The organism is Rhodococcus sp. G-MC3 (genome assembly GCF_030063335.1).
GTDB lineage: Bacteria > Actinomycetota > Actinomycetes > Mycobacteriales > Mycobacteriaceae > Rhodococcoides.
On sequence record NZ_JASISW010000027.1, the window covers coordinates 1 to 22,079 of the forward strand.

Genomic DNA, 22,079 nt, shown 5'->3' on the forward strand with positions numbered 1-22,079 from the left:
CGAACCCGGGGAGGCCGCCGAGTTCGACACCCGTACCCCACACTGGTTCGGCGCGACGAGTTCAGGGCCCGTCGAATTCCTCAGCCTCATCGGGAAACAGGGCGAGCGCGCTCATATCCGCGCCGGATCACAAGAACCGGCAACCAACGACTGAGGCCGCGTCGAGTGTTCGGCGACCGGACACGCGCTCAGTGTTTTCGACAAGCCGCGCGGCGCATGTCGGGTGAGAGCATCGCACGTGTCTTGCAACGGCACTATCGGCCCGGTTCGCGGCCGATGACCAAACGGAGGCAACCCAGGCGTCTGCTCACGAATACGCATGAGCGATAACCGATCACGTCGAGCACCATACGGGACCATATTCGCTCGGCGAGCGTCCTCGTAGAGCGGAAGCTCGCGAAACAATCTGTCTAGTTTGTTCATAAACCAGCCGTGGCGAGTTGCGCCAATGCTGCCTGCCATCTTCGGCAGCCGCGGCATCGCTCTGCCGCGACCCCGTTTTCCGGGACCCCTACTGTCGTGATCAAAGTGGTCACGACGACGAGTCGCCCTAGCTGAACTCGGGTAGTGACATAGCCGGGGACGCGGTGGGTGAACGACACTTACCGCACCGTCAAGAGATATGGCCCTTGTGACTGATGTGTGGGGTTATCGGCGGCCGGGTAGCGATGGTCGGCGCCCTCCGAGGGTGAGCATGGCCAAGGAGATGAGCGCTTCGGGATGGACAAAGCCGAAGGCGATGCGAGTGAGGAGTCGGATCTTGGTGTTCATGGATTCGACGAGTCCGTTGGACAGTCCGTGTTCGATGGCAGCGAGGATTTGTTCGCGGTGCCCGACGATGCGACGTTGCAGGGTGACGAACGATTCGATACGGCTGCGTCGTGCCCACTGAATCCAGCGTTCGAGTGCATCGGCGGCCTGGTCGATGGGGAGCTTGAAGACCGTTCGTAGGCCCTCTTTGAGCAGGTAGGCGCGGTAGAGGCGAGGATCGGTTGTCGCGATCCACCGCAGCTTCACACGTTGGCGGTCCGTGAGATTCTCCGGGTTTTTCCACAGCGCGTAACGGGAACGAAGAAGTGCCCTGGCAGGGCCGGTGGAGACGGTGGAGCGTCGTCCGTTGATCCACCCGTGCGATCGAGTATGTCCGCCACGACGCGCATCTGACCATGCCTGGCGGCGGACGCCCGTCGTGTGCCTCGGTAGCCCAACCTAAGACGTGAAAGGGGTCGGCACAACGGATCGCGCCTGGACATCGATCGCCGACCACATCGGAGATCCATAGCGCCCCGTCAGCGGTGACACGAGTGATGCGGGCACACCGTCCCGCACCCGAGGACTCGAGTGCGGGACGGTCGCGCGGTCTCGGCCCGGATGCGCCCACACCAGGCGTCCAGTGTCGTGGTCGACGACGACGGTCAGGTATTTGTGGCCGCGTTTGTACGAAATCTCGTCGATCCCGATTCGTGTCAGGCCGGTCAGCGCATCGATCCCGGCCGCGGTGTCGGCCCACACCCGAGCGATGATCGACCCAACTGTGTGCCAGGCGATCCGCGTCAATTCGGTGATTGCCTTCTTGGAGCACTGGGTGGCCAGCCACGCGACCTGCTGATCGAATGTACGGGTGTGTCCAGCCGCCGTGTCGGGTCCAGGGAACCTGGCGCACTGTCGGCGCGTGGGTAGCACAATCGACCCGCGGGGCGTCAGCCTCGAGGAAGACCTGAACGGTTCCCGAGTCCAGGCCGCGCCATTGCCGCCGGCCGTGCCCTTGGTCGTACGAGGAGGCCCTCGATCCGCAGACGCCACTCGGCCATGGTTCGCCCGTGTGGGTCTGGCATGGGCCACGATCGCCTGTGTGTAGTCGAGGAATTCGACGTCCTCGACGACTGTGTTTTCGACGCCCAACACAGTGCGCCATAAGCACAGTTTCCGCTCCGTCAAGGAGTCCTGACGGTGCGGAAGTTGCTGTTCAATGGCTAGATGGCCGATACTTGTCGCTATGTCGTGTTGTAAGGATCTACTCCTACGCAACGCAGTTCGATGAAACCGATCGTGTCGTCACGGCCGTACATGTCGGCAGTGTCGAACAACGTGACGCCACGCCCGGAGGGCCCGCTCCCCGCACCCTCGCCGGGCGACAGGGGTTGGCGACCCCGAGGCGCGCGAAAACAGCAATAAGTCGCCCTACGGTGCCGGCCAGGCGGACAGGTCACTGACTGCGTCGGCCTGTTGAGGTGCCCACTCCAACACACGCTGGGCCGAGGTGCCGTCGATGCTTTGATCGAGTGCAAGTGCGTCGGCGAAGAATCCGAGTTCAGTGCGTGCGTCATCGACCGGCCAGGGCGTCACGCTCTGCGCTCCGATGGCGCCGCGAATCGCTTCGGCCATTTTCGCCACTTCGACGGCCTCCTCGCTCACGATGTTGAGAATGCGGCCACAGACCTCAGGATTGCCGGCGGCCGCCGACTCGAGCGCGGAGACATAGGCGACCGCGAGGTCATCGACATGCACCGTTGGCCACCGGTTGTTGCCGTCGCCGGCGATCCGAATGACTCCGCCGGCGCGTCCCGTACCAGCCATCATCGCGAAGACGCCGCCACCGTGGCCGTGCACCATCGCCGGGCGCACTACCACCGCGGCGATCGAGCGCTCTGCCGCCAGTGCCAGGACGTGCTGTTCTACCGCCGGGCGCCAGGCCACCAGCGGGGTGGGATGTAGCTCGGCAGACTCCGACACCGGGGTCTGCCCGGTATCGCCGTAGACCCAGGCACCGGAGGTGTAGACCAGGACCGAGCCAGCAGCCATCGCCGACAGCATGCTTGTGACCGCGGCCTCGTCCACGGCTCCAGCGTTTTCGTCATTGGTCGACGCGGCATGCACGACCGCATCGGCGCTCCCGGCCAGAGCGACGAACGACCGAGGGTCGGCGAGGTCGCCCTCATGGATCGTCACGCCGAGATCGACCAGCTCGGTGGCGACAGGCGACGTCGTCGTCCGCACCAGAGCTGTCACGTCGTGGCCTGCGTCGACCGCGGCGCGGGCGACACCTCTACCGATGAAACCTGTTGCACCGGTCAGGAATACACGCATCTTGATCTCCTTTGCGCTGGGTCGCGGTCGACTATCGTCGCCGTAAGATCAGTCCGTGAGACTTCGCAGTCTCGTTCTGGTCACAACGTTAACGAGACTCGTCAGTCTTGTCAAGGAGTACTCCGGGCTGATATACCTACTGAATGGAGGTTTTGACACCGGAGAATTTGAGTCCCCTGCAGCGCCGGAAACGCGCGGCGATCCTGACGGGGGCCGAGGAGGTCTTCCTTCGACGTGGCTACGCCCTGACGACAATGGACGAGGTTGCTGCAGCCGCTGGTGTCGGCAAGCAGACGGTGTACCGCCACTTCGCATCCAAAGAAGTTCTGTTCGAGGCCCTGATCGCCTTGATGTGTGCCAACGGCGCGCTTGTCGGAAGCCCTAGGGCTATCAGTGACCGCTCACCGCACGAGCAGTTGACAGAACTGGGCTGGACCTTGATCCGAAACCTGACCTCGGCCAACAGCCTGCGTCTCTATCGTGCGATCGTTGCCGACGCCGAACGTCGACCCGACCTCGGCCGGCTCTTCTACGACAACGGGCCCAAACTGGTGCGGGCGTTGGCCGCGCAGATCCTGCGGAGTGTCTACGACGAACCCACCGCGGCGTTGCGGGCCGCAACGTTCATCAGCCTGGTCCTGGGCGACGCGCATCTCGAGCTCACCCTCGGCTATGACATCACCGGCAAGAAAGCCCGCTTCACCAAGCAGATCGAAGAAGCTGCGCAAGCCGCCCTGCGGGTAACTGTCACGGTAATTTAAAAACGTAGCGGCACAGCTAGTTTCGGAACGACTACTACGAGACACCGCCGGGCCGTTCACTTTCAGGCGGCGACATTGGTCGCGGTGACTTCCTGCCAGACCACGAAGCGGGTCGGCCATCTCGGTACGCCATTCGGGCGCCGAGAGTCCGTGTCGGTTGGGCCGGAAATGCGGCGAGATGCCGCTGAACGCGGACAGGAAGGGGGTCGATACTGGTGGGCTTGCGTAATCATGCGAGCGAGATCGTGTTCCAGTCTGCAACATTGGGCCATCGGCGCAGGAAGGATCGGGAAGCTTGGGTGTAGGCGGGGTTGCCTCGATGCCGTCGCTGCAGATGCACCAGATAGGCATCGTAGATCTCTACCGAACCCGGCACTGATGTCGCCTGGACATGGTCCGGGGCTCAGGCCGGTAGGTACTCGTTGGTCAACGACTACCTCGCTTACTGGTGCAGCGAGCCTGCGGATCATGAGACAGGTGTAACCCCAACGTCACCGCTAATCAAGCATTTCGCGGGTCGGCGTGTCGATTCGCGGTAACAATCGGGTGGATTTGCCGGTCAACAGGCAGTCCCCGACGCTACCGATCGATGCCGCGATACCCTCGAGCGCAAGCGTTTCCGCAAATGCGATCGAGGTGTACTGGGCGGGTTCAACCGGTCGACGCAACAAGCTCCCCGGCACGGCATTCTGCGGGTGACCTGAATCCAAGGCACTTTCGTGGACCGATATTCAGTTTTGCTGTAAGAGAATCGAGGTCTTGCTGAGTCAAATCTCCTAAGTAAGTTACCATCGGAAGTTGTTGGCGCAAGAGCCTATTGGTGTTCTCGTTCGCTCCTCGCTGCCAGGGACTGCGTGGTGCAGCGAAGAACATCTCGATTCCGGTCGAGGCGGTAAGTAGCTTGTGGCCGGCAAGTTCCATCCCTCGGTCCCAGGTCAAACTCCGACACAACGCCGGATTCATCCGTGCATACTCCCGTGCAACATTCTTTGTAGGAGCTTGTTGGCCTGCACTTCGGTACGTCGAAGCGCTTTGGGGCATCGGTAAGTGCTGCGTGAGAGGCCAATCGAGCAGTGATTCTGAATTGGTCGTAGTTGACGTCGGGAATAGTCCACTGCAGATGTGGGCGCCGGACTCGGATCGGCGACGTCGAGTTGGGATGCCGGCGAGGTGAGCACCAACATTGCCCGATTTCGGGAAGCGCCTATTCCGACGAGGCGGCACGATGGTTTCATTGTCCGGTCGCGCACCGATAACTCGCTGTTACGTCAGTCCGTTCCCCCGCCGATTGCTTTCGGCGTCACTCGTGCTGATCGGTGGCGTTCGTGTGTTGTTCGAGCAGGTCGAGCGTGCGGGCGAGGAGTGCGTCGATGCGGTCCTCGACGTCGTCGTACAGCTCAGGTACCTCGGTCAACAGTGTGTGCGCGGTGCGGCGTGCCGCAATGCCGGCCTCGTAATAACCCGAACCGAGGTCGATCGAATCATGTTCCGACACAGACGGTGCGGCGTCATGTGTGTCATCGGAGCGTTCTCGGCGTCTGTGTGGAACGAAACCTCGGCGTGGCGGCAATCCCGTCCGGTGTGCATCAACGATCTCTGCGATAGCGGCCGGACTCATCCCGTCGGCGGGGAGCGGCATGTGGCCCCACCGGTCGATCGGCACCGCCACCGGGCACGCACGCTGCGGCCACCCGGACATGTCCGGAAAAGTATCGCCTCGCAGGTGATCAAGCACCAGGGTGGTCGAGGGGTACCGGTCGGCGAACCGCAACACCGCATCCCACCGGACCCACACCTGGCCCGGCCGGAACCTGCATGGTGCTCGGCGGTGAGGCCGAGTCTATGCGCGCCGCCGATCCACACACCGCCGGCGGCGTCGACGGTGAGGTCGGTACGGTCCAGGGCCGCGATCGCGCGGTAGGACAGCCCTGCGGCAGCGAGCATCAGCAGAACCGCGTCGCGGCGTCCGAACTACGCCTCGCTCGACCCCACAGTCGGCAGGGCGCCTGCAGCCGCGGCGAACTGCCTGGCTCGGCGGTGGCGGCGCTGCGCTCGGGCGGAGTCGAGGGCCTGGCGCAGTGCAGTGCTTCGTCCGGGCGGCGGGTATCCCGCATCGAGGTGGGCGCGGTTGATCGCCGACATCCGGCGGATCTGTACCCGATCGCCAGCTGGGTTGTCGGCGAGGAACTCGGCCAGCGTCACCGGGAGTGCCGGTAGCGGAGTCTGGTCGACTGCGCTGCACCAGTCGGTGAACAGCGCCCACTCGTAGCGGTACGAGGTGTTCGTACCCGTCGCGCCCCGCATGTGTCGAACTGTATCGGGTGGCCCCGACATCCGTGGGATCTCCCCACGCAGGGCCTGGGATTTCCTTCATTCGCACCGGCGGACACTCCTGATCGCTCACCAGCTCACAGCCGAACTCCGACGCATCATCACTGCTGTGCGTCAAGCGGCATTTCCGCCCGTCAAGAAACCCTGACGCCAACTGTGCACAGGTCTGCTTCGTCACGATCTCGAGTTCGACACACGGCGTAACCACCGACCGCTCGAGTCTGGGTCGGTGGCCACGCGCACACGTGCCTCTACTCGGAGAGTGTGGCGATGGCCTGCGCCCACAGGAAGTACTTGTTGCGGCCGAGATCGCCGATGGTCTTGATGTTGAACGCTGCTTTGAGGTGCTCAGCGTCGCCGGGGCTGACTCCCTGCAGCGCTTCGACGGGAGCGTCGACGAGGTCGGTGAGCGGCTTGTCTTCGTATGCCTTGTCGAGCTTGTCAGCGATTCCAGCCATGGATAGGCCTCCTTGCATCTCGGGTATCGATGCCGGTTCGGCACCGCCATCCGAGGGTACGGACCCGGTCCTGAGAGCACGGTGCGTTCACGTGCCCGTCACGCTCAACCGGTTCACCGGACCGGTCGATCTCACCCGCTGGCTTCGACCGAACTTCCTCTCCAGTCTCGAACTCCACCCACCAACACACACAGGGCTGCTCGTACTGTCCTACACCCGCTTCACGGTGGCGATCGACCCGGAGCGGTGCCTCACGCCGAGCACCACGGTAGACATTGGCCGATCCCAGCTGCGAGAGGTCGAGCGCGGTGACGACTGGCGCGCCTGGACCCACAGCTACCGGCGGCGCAGCAGTCCGACCCGACACCGTCCGCCAGCAACGATCTAGACCGCAGACCTCTGGTACAACGATCAGGGCGCGGCGCCCGAAATTCAGTTGCCGAAACATCGAGATTTCCTGACGTACATTCGTCCTTCGGCACGAGTCGACATGCGTAATCAGCGAAAAACGATCGGAGGTGTTTCGCGCTGCGGCAAATCATTCCCCTCGACGACTTAAGACAATTCGCCTAAACGTTCCGCGACGAGTGAGCTAGCCTCCACGCAAGACCGTCTGGTCTCCTTATGGATAGGCTTGCAAAAACAATGAACACGTCCCGATTTATCACTGGCTCCGCCGCAGCCATTCTGACTGTCGTTGCACTCACCGCCGGATGTTCCTCCGGCGATGCGACCGAGACCCCAACGACGACGTCCTCCACCACTTCGGCCACCACAACAGCGCGCCCCACAACGACACCCGCCTCTGCGATACCTTCGGCACCACCGTTGCCATCGACGGTGACGCCGGAATCGATCTACACCGCACCCGCACCCGCTCCGGCACCCGTCCCCGCTCCGGCACCGGCACCCGTCCCCGCTCCGGCTCCCGAACCCGTCCCCGCTCCGGCACCGGCTCCCGAACCCGCTCCGGCACCGGCTCCCGAACCCGCTCCGGCCCCGAGCGTCTCGTACGCGAACTGTTCGGCAGTCAAGGCCGCTGGAGCAGCTCCGATCTACAAGGGTGACCCGGGATACAGCACCGATCTCGACCGTGATCGCGATGGCATCGCATGTGAGACATAAGGAAAGCCTGCGAGGCATAGACACCGAAGGACCGCGCTCGACGGCGAACACCACGACATGCAAATTTGTGATCCACACCGACGCGGCCGGTAAGTATCGATTTCGGCGCGAGGCGGTCAACGGCGAGATCATCGCCGGGCAGTCAGGCCCACAACTCCCATATCGCCATGCCGGTATTGGACCTGACTTATCCCTGCGGTGAACGCCCGTCACCGCACCGTCAAATCAGCTCGGTTACACCGTCATCTGACGCGCTGCGCGGAGTTCGGCGGACGTAACGGCTGGCATCGGTGCCCGATATGGTGTCGACGGACCTCGCGCGTCAGTGTTTTGCTATTGGAGAACCGCTATGTCGGATTTCGATTACCCACCACCCGTACCGAAGAGGCGACAAAAGTGGCCGTGGATCACCGGCGCAGTCGTGTCCGGTGTGCTGATCATCGGTGTGATCGATCCGACGGGATCGAGGGACACCGCGGCGCAGAAGGTGGACGTAGCGGCAACCTCCGCCATGGTGACCAGCACCTCGAACACCGCCGCTACCAGCGCTGCGCCGACCGCGGCACCGAGCTCCGAGCCGGCGGTACCCGTGTCGCCGCTCGTTCCGCTACCGGCGTTATCGCCGGTCGACAAGGCGGACGGCGACACTGCTGCCCTGAGCATGCTGGCGAGCGTGCCGATCAAAGGACGAGCACCGAAGACCGGCTACGACCGCGACCTCTTCGGGCAGGCCTGGACGGACGACGTCACGGTCGAGGGGGGCCGCAACGGCTGCGATACCAGGAACGATATTTTGCGGCGGGACCTCACCGCTCTCGTGCTGAAGCCGGGATCCAACGGGTGCGCGGTGCAGGCCGGCACCCTGGCCGACACGTACACCGGAACCACCATCGACTTTGTCCGTGGCTCCGATACCTCTAGGGCCGTGCAGATCGACCACATAGTTGCGCTGAGCAACGCCTGGCAAACAGGTGCGCAGCAACTCGACCCGGCCACACGGGCGAACCTGGCGAACGACCCGCGCAACCTCCAAGCCGTCGACGGCCCGGCCAACCAGCAGAAAAGCGACGGCGACGCCGCAACCTGGCTCCCCAGCAACAAGAGGTACAGGTGCACCTACGTTGCTCGACAGGTCACGGTGAAAGCCGCCTACGGGCTCTGGGTCACCCCGCCCGAACACGACGCCATCACCCGCGTGCTCGGAGACTGCGGCGCTGGTGCCCCAGCCGCCCAGCCGATCGCACCCGCACCAGCACCCGCGCCGGAACCTGTGCCAGCAGCACCTGCACCTGTTCCAGCACCGTCAAGGGTGTCGTACAAGAATTGCGCGGAAGTTCGTGCCGCCGGAGCGGCCCCCATCCGAGCCGGACAACCCGGATTCAGCACCAAGTTCGACGGTGACAGAGACGGCGTCGGCTGCGAGTAACGCCGTGGATGCCCCCAATCAGACGGACTTGTCGGCTTCGGCGACAAAGAAGGAACCGGGGGCGGTGTGCTCCTCGACCCCCGACGACGTAGCTCGCGCAACGTCGATGTTCGTTCGTGGTCGATCATTCAAACGGTGTACTACACCGCGGCAGCATCATTCAATCGAATGACGCACCTCGTCGAACGTCAGTTATCGCACCGTCAGGCTGTGTTGACGATCTTGCGAAATTTTCTCCTCAACGCGGCGTCGTCGAAACTTAGATTACGTCAATCGTTATGAAGGTTCTTGCGGCGAATAGTCTTGCGCGGAATCGTGTGCCAGTGGTGACTCATGTCGGGGTTGGGACGGCGGCCTTGAGCGTTGCTGCTGTGTCAACCAATTGCAGCAGCGCTGCTGTGCCCTCGTGGGTCTGTGACTACTGTGTCGGTTGCAACTGCATCTCAATGACGTTGCTGATCAGCCAAGAGATCCAGGTCGAAGGATGTCTTAGTGCTGGCGACCTGCGCACGTACACACCCGGAGGCAGCAGTGACCACAGCCCAGGCACCCGCCGAAAAATGGGTGGCCGCGCTCACTGGACTGTCCCCTGCGCAGTCCGAAGAGTATGCCCGCACCCATCACCGACTCAACGTCCACGACTACCTACCCCGAACCTCCCATGACGGTGCTCCCGGGGCGGGTAAGTGTGAGTGGAGCTCGCACACCAGCACCAGCCTCACCCCTGAGGAGGGTGGCGCGCTCGCATGGGTGCTCATCGACACGATCATGCGAGTTCGCTTCGGCCTAGCCACTGCTCAGTACTACTCGTGGCGCGCGCACACTCTCAACGGCACCAAATTGTCACCACCGGACACGGCTGTCATCGCCGCGTTCATCGAACCGGTCTTCGGGCTACCGACGAAGCCGAAAGATACGCACCATCTGCACGGCCACATCGCCGAGTGGCTCCTGCATTTGCTCACGAAGAACAATGCAGCCGTTCGCCTTCAACCCGACCCTAAGGGCGACGTCACGGATGCCGGCGCCGACGCGTTCTCAATCTACGAGAATTCCGCCGGCGCGCTGCGGTTTCGGCTTTGGGAGAGCAAGAAAAACACCGGCAACGGGCCGCTGTCCGGAAGTTTGAGCACCGCCTATAAGCAGATCGACGAACACGGGCAGCGTTACGTTGGGAAGCTCGTCAGCACATTTCAGCCGGGCTCGCACAGTGCAGGAATACTCGACTTGATCGCCCAGCTGCCCGCCGCGTGGGTGCAAGGAGATGCGCTCGTCGGTGCCGGGGTATCAGTGGCAACCCACCAGACGCTGTCAGCGCAGCCATTCAAGAAAATGAGCGAAAAGCTACCGCGGCTGAGCAAACCCGGTCAGCTACGCGGACTGGCCACCAGCATCAGCTGCTACACAGAACTAGCTGAAGCGGTACGGAGATACGCGTGGACCGCGCTCTAGCCGCCGAACACCTCAACGCCGCGTTCGGTAACGACCAACTTACCGAGCTCCCCACCGTCGATGAGCTCACCAATCTCATCGCCGGACTCGAAATCGAGCTCGTTCGCGGCCTCACCGACACCGGGTTCCGCGCAGACCTCACGCAACTACGTCGCACCGCCTGGTATCTGCACGGGATCGCATCCACAGCAGACGGTGTCCGGTACCCCCAGGAGCAGCGCCGCCGCGCATTCGCCGTCAGCGCTCATGTCCACGACCTTCTCCTCGATGACCCAGCCGAAACCGGCCTTCAGCAGATGGCCACCGCGTTCGCAGCCCAGGTCGGCTACCACCGCGCCGACGAGAGCCCCAACGCCGGTGCCATCTACCGCAGAATGCGCCCTGTCGTCGACGTGCCGGCCGCTTTCAGCGACAGCGCAGACGTCGCTCTTCAAGCCGGGATACTGTTCCTCGGGCTCGATATGACCACTCTCAACCAGCGGTTAGGCGCCTGGCGCTCCGCCGCGACCGCGCTAACCCGCAGTACCGAACTCGAAAGCCTGGACGGCACGATGTTCGGCCCGACCCAACGGCTCCTTCGCGGTGTCACCGGCCTCGTCCAGTATCTGAGGGAAGGCAGCAGCGAAGCGCTCGAAACCGCCCGCGGACACCTCCGCGTCGTCATCGCCGACGAAGTCGGCCTCAGTGACCTCGACACCCGTTGGGTAGCCGGACACCTCGTCACCCTCGCTGACGGGCTCGAGGCCAGCAGCATCTGGGCAGTCCTACCACCCGACCTCCCCCCAGCGGTCAAGCAGGCGTTCACCCTCGACCCGCAGCCAATCTTGACCCTGTGGCCGCCACAACGCGACCTCATCTCCCATCCGACGCTCAGCCCTCTTAGCCCGACAACCTCCAGGTTGCTCGTCTCCGTCCCGACCAGCGCCGGCAAGACACTGCTCGCACAGCTCATCATCTGCGCCCACACCGCCCGCGACGACCGCGACGTCTGCTACGTGACCCCATTGCGCAGCCTCGGACGAGAAATGCGTCAAGGGCTCCGGCCGCGCCTGCGATACCTTGATCGCAGCCTCGGCGCAGACCTCCCCGACGGCTTCGGCGCCCAGGACCTATTCGGCGACGACACGATTGCGAACGAGGACAACACCGTCCATCAGCCACAGGTCGAGGTCATGACGCCCGAACGACTCATGAACGCCCTCCGGCAGAACCCCGACGAAACACTGAGCCGGTTCAGTCTGTTCGTCATCGACGAGGTCCACCTCATCGCCCAATCCGGTGGCCGCGGACTGCTGCTCGAAGGACTGTTGACGCTGCTCGACGCCAGCGGCGCACGACTCATCCTCCTCTCCGGCGTGATCGGCAACGCTGCATCTCTCGCCGCGTGGACCTCCCAGGACAAGGCAGACGTGCTGTTCACCGACGATTGGAGAGCCCCGCGTCGGCTCCACGTCCTCCTGAATACCGAGAAGATCGAGGAAAGCCGCACAGACATCCCTGCCCACCGAGCAGGGGGGAAGAACAAGACCCGATACGACCTGCGTGCGCGCCTCGCGGTTCGGCCCACCAGTGCCACCGCGCAGAACCTTGCCACCAGCAAGGACACCCCTATCGGCCAGCTCCTTATCGGCCCCGACAGCACGCGACTCTCTGGTTCCTCCAGCGCCTACTCAATGACCGCCAAGACGGCCGCACTGCTATTGCGCGCCGGAAGTCTCCTCATGATCGTCTCCCAACGGGCCACTGCCCGCGACGCCGCGAAAGTGATGGCCGGCGAACTCGAAGACGACCCTCGCTCGCAGGGCCTTGCCGACGCCCTCGTAGCCCGCCTGGGCGACGACCATCCTCTCATTGCCACAGTCCGCAAGGGCGTGGCCTACCACCACGCCGGGTTACCCGTCGAAGTGCAAGAGGCCGTCGAAGACGCGATCCGTAGCGAGACGATCAAGGCCGTCGTCGCAACAAGCACGCTCACCGACGGTGTAAATCTGCCCGTCCGTACCGTCATTATCGCAACCACCGAGTACGAGGGTCAGAACCCCGCCCAACGGATGAGCGCCTCCCAGCTTCTGAACGCCGTCGGCCGTGCAGGCCGAGCAGGGAAGGAGTCGGAAGGCTGGATCGTCCTGGCTCTTCAAAAGGCGCTGACCGTAAGTGATTTCGACCGGCTAACCCCCAGCCCTGAAGAATTAGAAGTTCGCTCGACCGTAGCCAGATCGGCCGCTCTCGATGCGCTTGCCGAGGCCGAGGAATTGGTAGCCGAGACGCAAGACGCAATTCTGCGGTTGACACCCGATCAGGAGACCGGAGGGTTCGTCAACTACGTCTGGTTCATCCTCCACGTCCTTGAGCAGGTACCCACCCTCGCAAACACCCGAACCTGGCGGGAAATCGTCGAGCGCCTGTTCGCCTTCACCCAGCTCTCTGACGACCTCAAGGAACGGTGGCTAACACTCGCTGATCTCGTCGAGAGCGAGTACGAGCGGACACCACCTGCATCACGTCGGCGCTGGGCAGAAGCTGGAACCAGCCTGGCATCAGCCGCAGTCATCGAGACAATCGCAGAGGCAGTTGCTGACCATTTGCAAGGACTCGGCAGCATCGAAGAACAGACTTTGCAGGAGACGCTCGACGTCCTCACCATCCTGGCCGTGTACGCCCAACTCTTGGCGCTCCCCGAAGCAGGTAAATACTGGCGATTCCGAAAGTCACCCAGGGGCGCGGACATCGACGTCGACACCGATGCCGTGGTCCGTGACTGGATCGCAGGACGCACACTCACCGAGCTAGCCAACGACCATCTTTCCGAAGTTCCCATCACGGCGTTCCGACTGGAGCAAATGGTCGACGGCATCAGTGAGGGGATCCAGCACTATCTGTCCTGGACCGTTGGCCTGGTCATCTCCCAAGCAAACGACATCCTTCGATTGCGCCTGAGTTCAGCGGCTCTTTTCGCTAGTGCTGCTGCCCACCTGCGTTACGGCGTAGATTCACCACTCGCAATCAACCTGCTTGTCCGAGATGTGAAGTCCCGGACGCTGGCGCAGCGCCTAGGGCGAGAGGCAAGAGAAGCCGGTTGGGATGAAGAAGGCTTACGCGAACACCTGAGCGAGCAGCACATCCGCGGATGGCGCGACAATCTCGAAGCAACCCCGACGGATGTCCTCGACCTGCTCCAGTACGTCGAAGGGAGAGACCGGCACAAGCTGGCCGAGATGATGGAATTGGGGGCTGTTACCGCTCAATCTCGGCTCGTCAACGGCGACGAGCAGGTCTTCCCGTTGCCCGTGAGCGTCGTCGCGTCGGATGACGGTGACGAACTCAGGATCCTGGCCGACGATCGCGCGATTCGCGGGTTTATCGTGGCGCCTGATCATGCCGGCGTCGCAGCGGTGCTCGCGAGCGGCCTAGTACTCGACTTCGTCCTCCAGGGCACAACGGTGACCATCATGCGCGCCTCGGCGGGACAGAATGACTTTCTGTGACCAACCCGGCCCTGCACGCCGGGGATAATCAACTCGGGGCCCGGCGGCAACGTGGGATTGACGGGCAGCCGGCGCAAAACCGGGTAGCTACTTACGGTTTCAGCCCAGAGTGTGTACGAGGTCGACAACCTCGTTACCGATAAGACGCCGGTTTTCCGGGCTCTGCTTGCTGTTGGATCGTCATGTCGTTGGCAGCATAGATGGCGCGATGAGACGGTCGCCACCCAACTGTGGAGCAATACGACCAGTCTTGATTTGCAGGGCTACCAGTAAACCGCTGCATATTGCATCAGATAAATAAGGGCCCGGCCGCGCACCCTCTGTAGTAACCCACCTCAAACCTCATACTCACCAGAGGTTCCCGTCAAGATCTGAGCCGCCCGGCTGCCTCAAACGACGCATCTCCGACCGAAGAGGTGACGTGTGATCCCACCCCGCCAGCAAAAAGCCACTGCGGCCGACGACGACAGCTACTCTGATTTCAGATGCCTCACGCGTCTCACGTCGATTCGACCCTGGCAGTGCCGTTGCCGTCGTCATCTATCGACCATACCCAGTCGTTCGACTCAGCGGAACACAGCCCCAAGCGGGCCATTTCGTCGGCAATCGGCTTGCAGGCTCGGAGGGTGCAGCGTGCAATCTCGAAGATCATGGCAGCGGGCATTGTGCGACCACACCATATTGCCCCGCCATTCTCCATGTACTGGCGTAGTTCCTCAGCATGCTTGTCGCGGTTCGGCTTTCCGTCGTTATGGACACCGCCAAGAGAGTTGGCCGCGACACGCAGCATGCTCTCAACGGAGTAATCAAAGTCATTCAGTATGAAGCCGACGTTGGCCTTGAGGAAGTCTTGACGCGACAGCTCCGCTACCTGGTCACCCGGATTACCAGTGTCGCCGAGTTGGCCGGTCATGAGATCAAAGCGCAGGGCAATGGCGGTATCCACACGCTTGATTTCTGGACGCGTCTCGTGAAGCTTCGCCCATGCTTCGTCCATCTGCTTCTTGAGCTCGGCCGGGATCGGAATCGGTCCGGGCTTGACGACCCGGAACTTCGGCGCGAGGGATGCCGCGGCGCTCGCGGTGTCTAGAAGAGGCGGCTTATCCAGCAGTATTGGCCGCAGCAGAGCGGAAACCTTCAACAGGTCGTATTCGCTGGGATTGGTCCTCAGCTTCTGATCCAGGTCGATCAGTGTGTGGACGAAGAGGTGTTCAACTTTCATTGTTTAAGTCTTCCTGATACTCCACCGAATGTTCGACATCAAGCGAAGGCCCCCAAACTACTCTGAGATGACACCCTTGTCACTTCGCGGCCTGACTTGCTGCAACTACATGGCTTCACGTCCGGTGAAGGTGTGCTTCGTTGTGGACCCAGGAGGATATGCAGCAATCGAATATGCAGGGTTACCAGAAACCCTTTGTATGTGCTAAGTTCGGCGACTCTCGTCCAACCGTCTGTGTACGTACGAAATCAGGGCGAACAGGTCGTAGAAGTCGGCCAATAGCTCTTCAGTCCCTTCGCGTGTTTTGTGCGCCCTTGGGTTTCGATAGTGACCGTGTACTCCGATGAGCAGATTCTTAAATCCCTTGTGTTCACTAATTTCCGACGCCGTTCGATAAGCGTTGATAAACACGATCGGTGCAAGTGTGTTGGTCCCGAATGCAGCATCGTACAGCTCTTGACCATCTGTGGTCAGACCCGTTAGAGCGCGCACCCTATTCGGTGCACTTTTCGATGCTTCGCTCATTGCGTGGAACAAATCCTTGACGATCACTTCCTCCGCGCAGTACTTAAACAGTTCGGCGTGACAACCTCTTCGGTGCAACTCCGTTTGTAGCTCCCCCGCCAGTCTCGCGGCCTCTGTGAGAGTGCTAGCTTTCGCACCCGTAGACAACCGGCCCTCTTCGTTGATCTTGTACCCGTATAGAACTAACACTGCATTGAGCTGGTCACGCAACTGCATCCACCTGCGTTGATCAGTTACGTATCGCGAGGGTCTCATCGCGCGAGCGACGAACCCTCCAAGTACGTTGCCGCATCCCTGCGAGACTTGGGTGTTGTGAAGCGTCAAATAAAGCCTCGTTCGTTTGTTCGGGCCAGGCTCTTGATCTGTGACGTTTACTAGCTGTAGCAGCGTATCTATGTCAGTTCCCGTCAGACCTGGATAATCAGTCTGAGCCAAGATATTCGAGACTGCCTCGGTGAGTTGAGGATCGAACACAGGGAGTCTCTTCAGGGATGGGGATGTCATGGCGAGATTGTCTCACTCGGTGCTGGAACAGAACCTATCCGAGGGCTGCCCGGACGACGAGGGCAAGGACGAGTGTGCGCCCGTCGCGTGGCGGGTTGAGTTCAATTCTGAGTTCAGTGAGACTTCTGATGCTGCGTCTATTCACCTGCACGACCTTAGTGGCAATCCAAGTGTTGAGCGCCGAATAGCCAGAACTCGGGCACTGGCAAAACACAGGTGTTGCCGGAATTGCCTTGTCACAAGCCGATGTCCGTCACTGCGTTACCTAATAAGGGTGCGTGTTCACGGCGGTAGACCTCGACGGAGTCGAGGCTGGCGCGGCCGGTTTGGCGGGCGATGGCGGATCCGTCAGCGCCGTTGCGGGTGCCCTGAGTGACGAACCCAGCACGCAGTGAATGACCACCCAGTTTGGATATAGCTGCGTGGTCGAAGCCGGCGTGTTCTGCGCGGCGGCGGATGGTCTGATGTATCGCAGCGCCCGAGAGTGCAGTACTGCCCAGGTTGCCGTTCTTGGCGACGGCCCGGAGCAGCGGTGCGCGTGCCGCGGTGCGTGGTAGTCCCTCACGGCACACATGCGCATCGAACGGGTGTCGCTTCCGGAGCAGTCAGATCACGGACGGGCGGCCGCCGGTATCGAATGCCGCGACAACCCGTGCCCAGCGGACATAGGAGCACGGCGGGCAGGTCTCGTGAGAGTCGGTGTACGGCAGTGCTTTCACTGCTCCCCTGCCCTCTTGGTCGGTCTTCGATTTCCGTAACCGAACATGGATGCCGTCGAGGCGGTGCAATGAGAGGTCACCCAAGAGGAGGTCGGAGAGTTCGCTGCGGCGGAAGGCGCCGGCGAACCCGAGCAGCAGGATCGCCGAATCCCGGCGCTCCAAGACGTCGTCTGCCCAACCCCGGCACCGCTCCCGCGCCGTCGCGACAAGTACCTTGATGTCGTCGACCAGCAGCGGATCCCGCGGTGTCCGGGGCCGGCCCCCCCGCCGTTGCGTATTCGCGTCGGATCCCGGACAGGGTCGCGGTCACGAGTTCGTGGGCCGACGGGGACAGGTGCCCGGTGGTGCGGTGCTGGTGGTTGATCGCCGCGATCCAGGTGCCGAAGGTGGCGACGGCGTAGGCCCGCTCCCCTGTTTCGGTTCGGGTGTCAGCCGCGTCGACGAGGTAGGCCGCAACGGTGACCGGGTGCGGCGGTAGCGTCACGTGACCATTCGTCTCGCACCAGCCGGTGAAGCGACGCCATCCGGCCGCGTAGGTCTTGCGTGTTCCCTCGGCGCGGGAGGATTGCACGGCGCCTGCGATCCGTTTCGCGACGGCGGGCGGGATCTCCGGTTCGACAGCCACCGACCTGCTGCTCCCAGAGAAGCCTTCGGTAGCGCTAACCGCAGGTGTTCGGGCTGGCGGGAAGTCCATACGGGCAGCCTAGCGCAGGTCACCGACTCGTCTGGAGAGAAAAACTGTGCTGAACTGGTGTTTTACCGAAGATGGTGCGGAAAATGCAATTTACGTCGCTAACGTCCACGCAGGCTGCGCTAACTTGCAATTGACATATTTCGGCAAGAGGGCCATAGCACCTCGATTTTGGCCGGGCAGGACCCTTCGTTTAACGTCTAATCTCGGCCCATAATCGTGGTATAGAGATCAGCGGGTTTCAAAGAGATAGTTTCATCGACGCGTAGCTCATATCCCGGCCGCGGCCCGAAATCGCGCTCTCGCACAATTGAGGCCAGTACGACGAGGATCTCGTGATACGCAAACTGTCGGCCGATGCACGCCCGCATTCCGGTCCCGAACGGCTTGTACAGGTTATAAAGGTCGGCAGGCCGCTGGCCACGAGTCCACCTGTCCGGATCGAACTCCTCTGCATCTTCGCCCCATGCCTTGTCCCGGTGCAACTGTAGTAAGACAATGAACACCCACTCCCCTGCTTCGAAGGGATGGTCCCCAACCATCGTGTCGTGACGGGCCTTCCTGAAGTAGCCTGGCGCCACCGGCCATAGGCGAAGTGTCTCGTCGACTACCCGTCGCAAATACCGCAGTTTACCGACCTGATCGAACGTTAGGTCTCCGTCGGGGCAGATGACTTCGACCTCTCCCCGGACCTTGTTGGCGACTTCGGGGTGGATCGACAAGTAGTGGAGTGCAAACGCCAACACCCCCGCTGACGTTTCCTGGCCAGCGACGAGGAACGTGAGGATCTGATTTCGAATGTTTTCATCCGACAGGCCCTCCCCCGACTCGGGATCGACAGTCGTGAACATCAGGTCCAACAAATCGCCCTGGGCGCCTTGGCTTCGGCCTGCTCGCCTGTTAGCGACGATGTCGTCGACGATCGAGTGGATCGTCTCCACGTCTTCTCGGTGTTGGTCGCGTTCACCCCGGAATACTGTTGCTTCCACCAATGGATGTGAGTAGGCCGCTCGGTTGATGTATCGCATCGAGCGCAGTATCCGCACCACCAAGTCGTGGGGCTCATTGTCTGCGAACGAGTCGAACTCGTAGCCGAACGCGACTCGTCCGATGATTTCGAGTGCCAGCTTGTTCATGTCCGCGGGGATGTCGAACCAGGTGTCAGCGCCCTGCTTGTCCCAGTACTGCAGTAGTTTTCGGGTCGTCTGAACCATTGCATCGTGATATGTGCGCATCGCTGTCTGCGTGAACGCAGGGGCAAGAATTGCGTGCGCCTTCGCCCAGTTCGCTTCCGAATTGTGCGCCGTGAACAACCCGTCCCCTGCTATGGACCGCAGATCCCGGATGGGAACGCCCAAGAACTTGGCCCAATTGGCCTCGTTGTTGACGGCCGCAACGAGATCAGGCCCCGACACGTACGTCACCCGAGCGCCAAGAATCTTTCGCTCGTAGATCGGACCGTACTTCTGGGCGCCGCGCATACCCCACTGGCTCGAATCGGTGACGTGCAAGTCCCACAGGTCACCCAGGATCGGTATCCGATGCGACGGGTGCGGCAAAACCCTGTCGCGCGAACGGATGACTCTCGGTTCATCAATAGTCATATGCTCTCCCCCAACGGTTTAATTCTTTCGAATGACTCTGCACTAGCAGGCCAGTGTTTTGCGAGCACAGCGAGAACGTGCACCTCGTCCGACAAGTGTGCTGCTGAAACTACTGCGAAGGAATGGAACTGCCCCGGCAGTTCGCCAGACCGTCGTCGATCCGCCGACGCCGCGATTGATATTGCCAAACAGACAGCGGCGTTACCCTCAGCTGGTCGAACGGTGTGGAAGCGGCCCAAAACGCTGAGTGCGTCACGGATCTCGACACACATTCGATGAGCCCTGTGGCGAGGACTCAAGTTTGCTGACAGGTGATGCAGGAGTACTTCTGGGCAGGCACTCGTGAGATCTGACCACATCGGGGATAGCGTCTTGCAGGCGCGCGACCACCGGTCCACGCCGCCGTACTCCGAAACACGGTGCAGAGGTGGCACCGCCGCATATGCTGCGGCGAGGAGGAGGATGTAAATCAGGTTGTTCTCGTTTGCGGCAACCCGCCACAGCACAAATGACCTCGCAACATCGATTCCTGCGGCTACTCCACTCGCGGCGATTGACATCGACTCCTCGACCCCCCACAGCGACAGCAGCGCCAGCGCCGCAATCATTACAATGAACTGTCGGGGTAGGGAGCCTCTTCGAAGTTCCCGAACAGCGACGCCCAAATAAAGCGATGCCATTGCCGCAGTCCAGACTGAAAAGATGCCGAAGTAAACGATCGTCTCCCATCCAGTGGTGACGTCGATGTAGTTTCCCGAAGCGCGTGCGCGGGTGCCGACTGCAAGCAGCGCAGCAGATGACAGTCCCGCCAACACGTAGATCCACCGGTTCCAAGGCTCGCTGCGGGTGCCGATCACCCACCGTGCACCCATTACCACCAAGGGAACCATTGCCAGCATCAACATGACGGTGCTTATTTGACGAGTCAGTTGAACGTTGATGACAGCTGACGTGAAGCTTTCGGCGTGGAGCTGGATTGCTCTCTCGCGCAAAAGACCTGACAAGAACAAGAAGCCTAAGGCGGCAGTGACGCGGCGAGACGAGCGGGCATCGCCATTCAATGCTGCCCGCCCCAGAACAACCAGTGCAGTGAAGGCAAGAACAGGGTATGCGATCCAGGTAGGCACCGACGATGTCACTGGCGTCCCCAGAAATCGGTCATAACACTCGACCGCCGGAATGGTGACACAGCACTCGACATTACGAGATCAGCGAAAAGCTCCGCTTCGCTCTCCTGCTCGTCGTCGAAGTTGCTGCGCGTCATCACAAATTTCAGCGCCGTCAAGTCGATGTCCGGGAGCAACTCCGCGATCGCACTGAACGGTTCTCCCACAGCGTGATGATCGAGAACCATGTGCCCAACTTCGTGCATGATGGCTTGGTCGATCTGATACTCGGAGGATGCGGCGTCATACACGATTTCGTCACGATCGTCGAGCGCTACCCATAACCCACAGGGCAGCCGACGCAGCGCAGTAGATTCGACCGGCGTCAGTGTGATTGTGCGGCCCCTGAGACGACTGACGGCAGCAAGGAACTCGTACCGAACCCATGGCGTCGGAACCAATTCTCGAATAGTGCGCATATGGGTGAACACACGCTCCGTTAAGTCTTCCACTTCTTCCAATCCCCTCCCCGCAGAGGCTTACTCGGTGGTTACGACTAGGTGGCTACTCTGTGCTCGCGTAGCTGTTTCAGCAGCTTCGTCAACTCCTGCCGGTCGATGTCTTCGTGTTCGCTCCGAAGACGAACATCTTTCACTCTGCCTTCCACGAGTTCGAGCACCAACGCCAGCTGCGCATGTACGGCCGAAGCGCGTGCATCTGAGGTTAGGTAGTCCAGGTTGGCATCGCCAGGGAAAACTCGGGCCAGTCCGATGAGGTCGTCATGTTGAGGGCTGACCTCACCTGTCCTCCAACGTTGTACGTCGTCGGCAGTGGCGTCCAGCCCAAATTGCTGGAGCTCACCCGCGACTTCGCAGTACGGGCGCTCTGCGCCCTCCGGCGTCAGCCACACGCGAAATAGCGTGTCGAGCCTTGTACTCAGCGACGGTACCGACGAACCATCCGATGTCACCGCGTACCTCCTTCGAAGCGCTGTTCGAATCGAAACCTGGTCTCGTTTGCCAGTTCCTGCTCGCGTCCCGCGAGCCACCTTCGATATGCGCGCTCTTCGCGCGCCGTCGGATCGTCGGAATCGTTGGGCTCGTCCAGCAGATGACCAAATACGGCGAAAATTGGAGACAGTGACCCGTTTTCGCGTTTGTTAGCTTCGAACAGACCCGTCACATATTCGCCGTAAACAGGGTGCAGTGCAGCAGCCAACCTGTCCGATAGTCGTACGATCTCCGGCACGTCTTGTCGGTCTGCCGCTACCGCTTCGAGGCCTTGGGAGACAGTTAGTAACTCAACCAGAATCGGCACGCTGACCGAGATGATCTCGGGTCCGATCGCCACTCTCGCCTGCGTTTCGCGTTGCCGCGGTCGCGGTTCGCCGCCGTCCAGAACGTCAGATGCGCTGCCGGGCTCCCAATCCAATCCCCTGTCGAGCCTGCTCAGGGTCGTGGCTGACACGGTCCGCTCGGTTGTGGACTCGAGGTCGCGCAGGGTGGGTACAGATGGACCTCCTCGATCGCGCACCTGCGTCCGACTCAGACCCAACTCGGCGCGGCGCTTCCACACCGATTGAG

Annotated in this window: 19 protein-coding genes and 4 pseudogenes; 7 read left to right on the forward strand and 16 right to left on the reverse strand. The window is 61.7% G+C overall.

Features of this window, described 5'->3' with window-relative positions:
• Positions 1-154: pseudogene (locus QMK17_RS22750) on the forward strand (XRE family transcriptional regulator); the annotation flags it as partial.
• Between the two features lie 494 nt (positions 155-648).
• On the opposite strand, the pseudogene QMK17_RS22755 reads toward QMK17_RS22750, so the two are convergent.
• Together QMK17_RS22755 and QMK17_RS22760 are read right to left on the reverse strand one after the other, a co-directional pair.
• A pseudogene (locus QMK17_RS22755) lies at positions 649-1,938 on the reverse strand (ISL3 family transposase).
• Positions 1,939-2,181: 243 nt separating this feature from the next.
• Positions 2,182-3,087, reverse strand: coding sequence for an NAD-dependent epimerase/dehydratase family protein (locus tag QMK17_RS22760; protein ID WP_283511579.1), 906 nt, complete (start codon positions 3,085-3,087; stop codon positions 2,182-2,184).
• Between the two features lie 143 nt (positions 3,088-3,230).
• Here QMK17_RS22760 and QMK17_RS22765 point away from each other — a divergent pair, with 143 nt between their 5' ends.
• A complete protein-coding gene (locus QMK17_RS22765) occupies positions 3,231-3,848 on the forward strand; it encodes a TetR/AcrR family transcriptional regulator (protein ID WP_283511580.1) in 618 nt (205 codons plus the stop codon).
• A 62-nt stretch (positions 3,849-3,910) separates the two neighbouring features.
• On the opposite strand, the pseudogene QMK17_RS22770 reads toward QMK17_RS22765, so the two are convergent.
• From QMK17_RS22770 to QMK17_RS22790, 5 genes and pseudogenes are all read right to left on the reverse strand, one after another.
• Positions 3,911-4,049, reverse strand: a pseudogene (locus QMK17_RS22770) (IS6 family transposase); the annotation flags it as partial.
• 450 nt (positions 4,050-4,499) lie between these two features.
• The gene (locus tag QMK17_RS22775; protein WP_283511581.1) at positions 4,500-4,889 is read right to left on the reverse strand and encodes an IS30 family transposase; all 390 of its coding nucleotides are present in this window, start codon (positions 4,887-4,889) and stop codon (positions 4,500-4,502) included.
• A 259-nt stretch (positions 4,890-5,148) separates the two neighbouring features.
• Positions 5,149-5,547, reverse strand: a complete 399-nt coding sequence (locus QMK17_RS22780) for a hypothetical protein (protein ID WP_283511582.1) — start codon at positions 5,545-5,547, stop codon at positions 5,149-5,151.
• Between the two features lie 272 nt (positions 5,548-5,819).
• Complete coding sequence (locus tag QMK17_RS22785; protein ID WP_283511583.1) at positions 5,820-6,152, reverse strand: hypothetical protein; 333 nt, start codon at positions 6,150-6,152, stop codon at positions 5,820-5,822.
• 278 nt (positions 6,153-6,430) lie between these two features.
• A complete protein-coding gene (locus QMK17_RS22790; RefSeq protein ID WP_283511584.1) occupies positions 6,431-6,637 on the reverse strand; it encodes a hypothetical protein in 207 nt (68 codons plus the stop codon).
• Positions 6,638-6,728: 91 nt separating this feature from the next.
• Between QMK17_RS22790 and QMK17_RS22795 the strand changes: the two genes are divergently transcribed.
• A complete protein-coding gene (locus QMK17_RS22795) occupies positions 6,729-7,025 on the forward strand; it encodes a hypothetical protein (RefSeq protein ID WP_283511585.1) in 297 nt (98 codons plus the stop codon).
• A gap of 469 nt (positions 7,026-7,494) precedes the next feature.
• Here the strand turns inward: QMK17_RS22795 and QMK17_RS22800 are convergent, their stop codons facing one another.
• On the reverse strand, positions 7,495-7,671 hold the full coding sequence (locus tag QMK17_RS22800) for a hypothetical protein (protein ID WP_283511624.1): 177 nt from the start codon (positions 7,669-7,671) through the stop codon (positions 7,495-7,497).
• A gap of 19 nt (positions 7,672-7,690) precedes the next feature.
• Between QMK17_RS22800 and QMK17_RS22805 the strand changes: the two genes are divergently transcribed.
• The 4 genes from QMK17_RS22805 (at position 7,691) to QMK17_RS22820 (ending at position 14,125) form a co-directional block, all read left to right on the forward strand.
• Positions 7,691-7,762, forward strand: a complete 72-nt coding sequence (locus QMK17_RS22805; protein WP_283511621.1) for an excalibur calcium-binding domain-containing protein — start codon at positions 7,691-7,693, stop codon at positions 7,760-7,762.
• A 349-nt stretch (positions 7,763-8,111) separates the two neighbouring features.
• On the forward strand, positions 8,112-9,188 hold the full coding sequence (locus QMK17_RS22810) for a GmrSD restriction endonuclease domain-containing protein (RefSeq protein ID WP_283511586.1): 1,077 nt from the start codon (positions 8,112-8,114) through the stop codon (positions 9,186-9,188).
• Positions 9,189-9,719: 531 nt separating this feature from the next.
• Positions 9,720-10,640, forward strand: coding sequence for a hypothetical protein (locus QMK17_RS22815; protein WP_283511587.1), 921 nt, complete (start codon positions 9,720-9,722; stop codon positions 10,638-10,640).
• Positions 10,625-14,125 carry a DEAD/DEAH box helicase gene (locus QMK17_RS22820; RefSeq protein ID WP_283511588.1) on the forward strand — a complete coding sequence of 1,167 codons (3,501 nt, stop codon included), beginning with the start codon at positions 10,625-10,627 and terminating at the stop codon, positions 14,123-14,125. The genes QMK17_RS22815 and QMK17_RS22820 overlap by 16 nt, the downstream gene beginning before the upstream one ends.
• Positions 14,126-14,624: 499 nt before the next feature.
• Here QMK17_RS22820 and QMK17_RS22825 read toward each other — a convergent pair whose 3' ends face one another.
• The 8 genes and pseudogenes from QMK17_RS22825 to QMK17_RS22860 form a co-directional block, all read right to left on the reverse strand.
• Complete coding sequence (locus QMK17_RS22825; RefSeq protein ID WP_283511589.1) at positions 14,625-15,347, reverse strand: hypothetical protein; 723 nt, start codon at positions 15,345-15,347, stop codon at positions 14,625-14,627.
• Positions 15,348-15,551: 204 nt separating this feature from the next.
• A complete protein-coding gene (locus QMK17_RS22830) occupies positions 15,552-16,376 on the reverse strand; it encodes a TIGR02391 family protein (protein ID WP_336620182.1) in 825 nt (274 codons plus the stop codon).
• A 236-nt stretch (positions 16,377-16,612) separates the two neighbouring features.
• Positions 16,613-17,789 (reverse strand): annotated as a pseudogene (locus QMK17_RS22835) (integrase).
• A 197-nt stretch (positions 17,790-17,986) separates the two neighbouring features.
• On the reverse strand, positions 17,987-19,390 hold the full coding sequence (locus tag QMK17_RS22840; RefSeq protein WP_283511590.1) for a cytochrome P450: 1,404 nt from the start codon (positions 19,388-19,390) through the stop codon (positions 17,987-17,989).
• Entirely contained in the window at positions 19,387-20,517 is a 1,131-nt protein-coding gene (locus tag QMK17_RS22845) for a DUF6545 domain-containing protein (protein ID WP_283511591.1), read from the reverse strand. The genes QMK17_RS22840 and QMK17_RS22845 overlap by 4 nt, the downstream gene beginning before the upstream one ends.
• Positions 20,518-20,525: 8 nt before the next feature.
• Positions 20,526-21,008, reverse strand: coding sequence for a hypothetical protein (locus QMK17_RS22850; RefSeq protein WP_283511592.1), 483 nt, complete (start codon positions 21,006-21,008; stop codon positions 20,526-20,528).
• Positions 21,009-21,052: 44 nt separating this feature from the next.
• On the reverse strand, positions 21,053-21,466 hold the full coding sequence (locus tag QMK17_RS22855; protein WP_283511593.1) for a hypothetical protein: 414 nt from the start codon (positions 21,464-21,466) through the stop codon (positions 21,053-21,055).
• On the reverse strand, positions 21,463-21,963 hold the full coding sequence (locus QMK17_RS22860) for a hypothetical protein (protein ID WP_283511594.1): 501 nt from the start codon (positions 21,961-21,963) through the stop codon (positions 21,463-21,465). The genes QMK17_RS22855 and QMK17_RS22860 overlap by 4 nt, the downstream gene beginning before the upstream one ends.
• Between the last annotated feature and the right edge of the window lie 116 nt (positions 21,964-22,079).